Raw genomic sequence first — 3,694 nt, 5'->3', positions numbered from 1 at the left:
GTATAAAACCATTTGCAGTTGGCAGAAAAAATTGGATGTTCTGTGCAACAACTAAGGGTGCTAAAGCTAGTGCAAATATTTATAGTATTATTGAAACTTGCAAAGTAAATAAGATTAATCCTTATGATTATTTAAAATATTTGCTGAATCATATTCATGATTATTCTGATCCAAAAGAGTTAGTAAATTTACTTCCATATAATATTGATAAAAAAATATCATCAAATTAAATTTTTTTTAGAATTATCAAAAAACTTAAGAAACCCAAAGAAAGGCGGATAATACTTGTCAAGATGGGGATATTTTAGCGTTTACATTGCTACATCTAAAAGAGTGCTATTCCCAAATTTATCTCCTAATAATTGATCTGTAAGCGCTATTAGATTTATCGGTAAGAACTTTATAATAAAATTTATTTAAGTAAATAGTAAATAATCTATTGACGAATGATAAACTTTTACGTATAACTTTCATACTGTTTTCTTTGAAAAAGTTAATAAGATATTGTTTTTTTACAACAACAAGCTGAGACAAAAATTGCTCTATATGCGCTATTTGTAATAGCAAAATTATAATAAGGGTGTTTGGTGGATGCCTAGGCAACAAAAGGCGATGAAGGACGTGATAGACTGCGATAAGCTACGAGTAGGTGTCAATAACCGTTTATTCGTAGATTTCCGAATGGGGAAACCCATCAAGTTTACTTGATATTTTAAGATGAATATATAGCCTTAAAAAGCGAACCTGGAGAACTGAAATATCTTAGTACCCAGAGGAAAAGAAATCAACCGAGATTCCGCTAGTAGTGACGAGCGAACGTGGAAAAGGCCAGTCTTTTAGTAATTATAACTAGAATATTTTGGAAAAAATAACTGTAGAAGGTGATAGTCCTGTATAGGTAAAAAATTATTAAAAGCATGAGTAAAGCGGGACACGTGAAATCCTGTTTGAATATGGGGGGACCACCCTCCAAGCCTAAATACTATTTGTTGACCGATAGTGAACCAGTACCGTGAGGGAAAAGCGAAAAGAACCTCGATAAGAGGAGTGAAATAGAACCTGAAACCAAACACTTACAAGCTGTCGGAGCATAATTCTTTTTTCGGAAAGAAGACGTGTGACGGCGTACCTTTTGTATAATAGGTCAGCGAGTTAGTGTATCTAGCAAGGTTAAGTCGTTAGATGTAGCCGCAGCGAAAGCGAGTCTGAATAGGGCGAATATAGTTAGATGCATTAGACCCGAAACCGAGTGATCTAGCCATGAGCAGGTTGAAGTTGGGGTAATACCCAATGGAGGACCGAACCCAACAATGTTGCAAAATTGTGGGATGACTTGTGGTTAGGGGTGAAAGGCCAATCAAACTCGGAAATAGCTGGTTCTCCGCGAAATCTATTTAGGTAGAGCGTTGTTCGTTTATCATTAGGGGTAGAGCACTAGATAGGCTAGGGGTGTCAAAAGCCTTACCAAACCTAACTAAACTCCGAATACTAATGAATATAGAACAGCAGACAGGCTATGGGTGCTAAGGTCCATAGCCGAGAGGGATACAGCCCAGATCATCATCTAAGGTCTCTAAGATATAATTAAGTGTGAAAGAATGTGAAGACGCCAAAACAACTAGGAGGTTGGCTTAGAAGCAGCCATCCCTTAAAGAAAGCGTAACAGCTCACTAGTCTAATAGCGACTTTGCGCCAAAAATGTAACGAGGCTAAATTATACACCGAAGATATGAGTTTATAGTATTTATACTATAAGCGGTAGCGGAGCGTTGTGTAAGTCTGTGAAGGTGAATTGTGAAATTTGCTGGAGACATCACAAGTGAGAATGCTGACATGAGTAGCGTAAAGGAGTGTGAAAAACACTCCCGCCGAAAGTCCAAGGGTTCCTGTGTAAAGTTAATCTGCGCAGGGTTAGCCGGCTCCTAAGATGAGGCTGAGAAGCGTAATCGATGGGAATCACGTAAATATTCGTGAGCCTGCTAAAAGTGACGAAATTTAGAAGTTGTATTGTGCTATTGGATTCATAATGCAGCCAAGAATTTCCAGGAAATAGCTTTAGCATATAGACCGTACCCCAAACCGACACTGGTGGACAGGTAGAGTATACTAAGGCGTAGAGTGAATAATGTTGAAGGAACTAGACAAATTACATCCGTAACTTCGGGAAAAAGATGACCTAGTATAGGCAACTATATCTAGGTGGCACAAACCAAGGAGAAACGACTGTTTATCAAAAACACAGGGCTCTGCAAACTCGAAAGAGGAAGTATAGGGTCTGACGCCTGCCCAGTGCTGGAAGGTTAAGGTAAGATGTGCAAGCTTCGAACTTAAGCCCAAGTAAACGGCGGCCGTAACTATGACGGTCCTAAGGTAGCGAAATTCCTTGTCGGGTAAGTTCCGACCTGCATGAATGGCGTAACGATTTCTCCATTGTCTCCAACATTAGCTCAGCGAAATTGAATTCTCCGTGAAGATGCGGAGTCCCTGCGGTTAGACGGATAGACCCCGTGAACCTTTACTATAGCTTTACATTGATATTAGGAATTAGATGTGTAGGATAGGTGGGAGACATTGAAGCTACGGCGCCAGTTGTAGTGAAGTCATCCTTGAAATACCACCCTTCTGATTTTTGATATCTAACCAAAAACTGTGAATCCAGTTTTGAGACAGTGTATGGTGGGTAGTTTGACTGGGGCGGTCACCTCCTAAAGAGTAACGGAGGTGTGCGAAGGTAAGCTCAAGCTGGTCGGAAATCAGCCCAAAGAGTGCAATGGCATAAGCTTGCCTGACTGCGAGACTGACAAGTCGAGCAGAGACGAAAGTCGGTCATAGTGATCTGGTGGTTCTGCGTGGAAGGACCATCACTCAACGGATAAAAGGTACTCCGGGGATAACAGGCTAATGAACTCCAAGAGTCCATATCGACGAGTTCGTTTGGCACCTCGATGTCGGCTCATCACATCCTGGGGCTGAAGAAGGTCCCAAGGGTTTGGCTGTTCGCCAATTAAAGTGGTACGCGAGCTGGGTTCAGAACGTCGTGAGACAGTTCGGTCCCTATCTGCCGTAGGTGTAAGGAAAATTGAGAGGATCTGACTTTAGTACGGGAGGACCAAGTTGGATATACCTCTGGTGTATCAGTTGTTCCGCCAGGAGCAATGCTGAGTAGCTAAGTATAGAAGGGATAACCGCTGAAAGCATCTAAGCGGGAAACCCACCTCAAAACTAATTTTCCCTATAGTGCCGTGATAGACTATCACGTTGATAGGCTGGAAGTGTAAGTAAAGTAATTTATTAAGCTGACCAGTACTAATAGCACAATTGAATTTTGCTAATACATAGTGCGTATATAGTGCAATTTTTGTTTACCTAGGGTATAGAAAAAAACAATATCTTATTATAAAAAGCCTAGTTTATTGGTGTGGCAGCCATAGAGAAGATGAAACACTTGATACCACATTCCGAACTCATAAGTGAAAAGCTTCATCGCCGATGGTACTTTGTCTTAAGGCATGGGAAAGTAGGTCGTTGCCATTCCTATAAACTAGGCTGTAAACGCTAAAATATCCCCATCTTGACAAGTATTATCCGCCTTTCTTTGGGTTTCTTAAGTTTTTTGATAATTCTAAAAAAAATTTAATTTGATGATATTTTTTTATCAATATTATATGGAAGTAAATTTACTAACTCTTTTGGA

General features: G+C 40.0%; 1 protein-coding gene and 2 rRNA genes. All 3 read left to right on the top strand.

The features are described 5' to 3' along the window. The coding region (locus EIC27_RS08465) for a transposase domain-containing protein (protein WP_205702304.1) at positions 1 to 230 on the top strand (230 nt) is incomplete at its 5' end. Positions 231 to 563: 333 nt separating this feature from the next. Then, positions 564 to 3,331: ribosomal RNA gene (locus EIC27_RS06475) — 23S ribosomal RNA — on the top strand. Positions 3,332 to 3,417: 86 nt separating this feature from the next. Then, positions 3,418 to 3,534: ribosomal RNA gene (gene rrf, locus EIC27_RS06470) — 5S ribosomal RNA — on the top strand. Positions 3,535 to 3,694: the final 160 nt, after the last annotated feature.

The organism is Candidatus Aquarickettsia rohweri, assembly GCF_003953955.1.
GTDB lineage: Bacteria > Pseudomonadota > Alphaproteobacteria > Rickettsiales > Midichloriaceae > Aquirickettsia > Aquirickettsia rohweri.
Note: the sequence above shows the minus strand (reverse complement) of the source record. Positions and strands in the feature narration are given on the sequence as shown.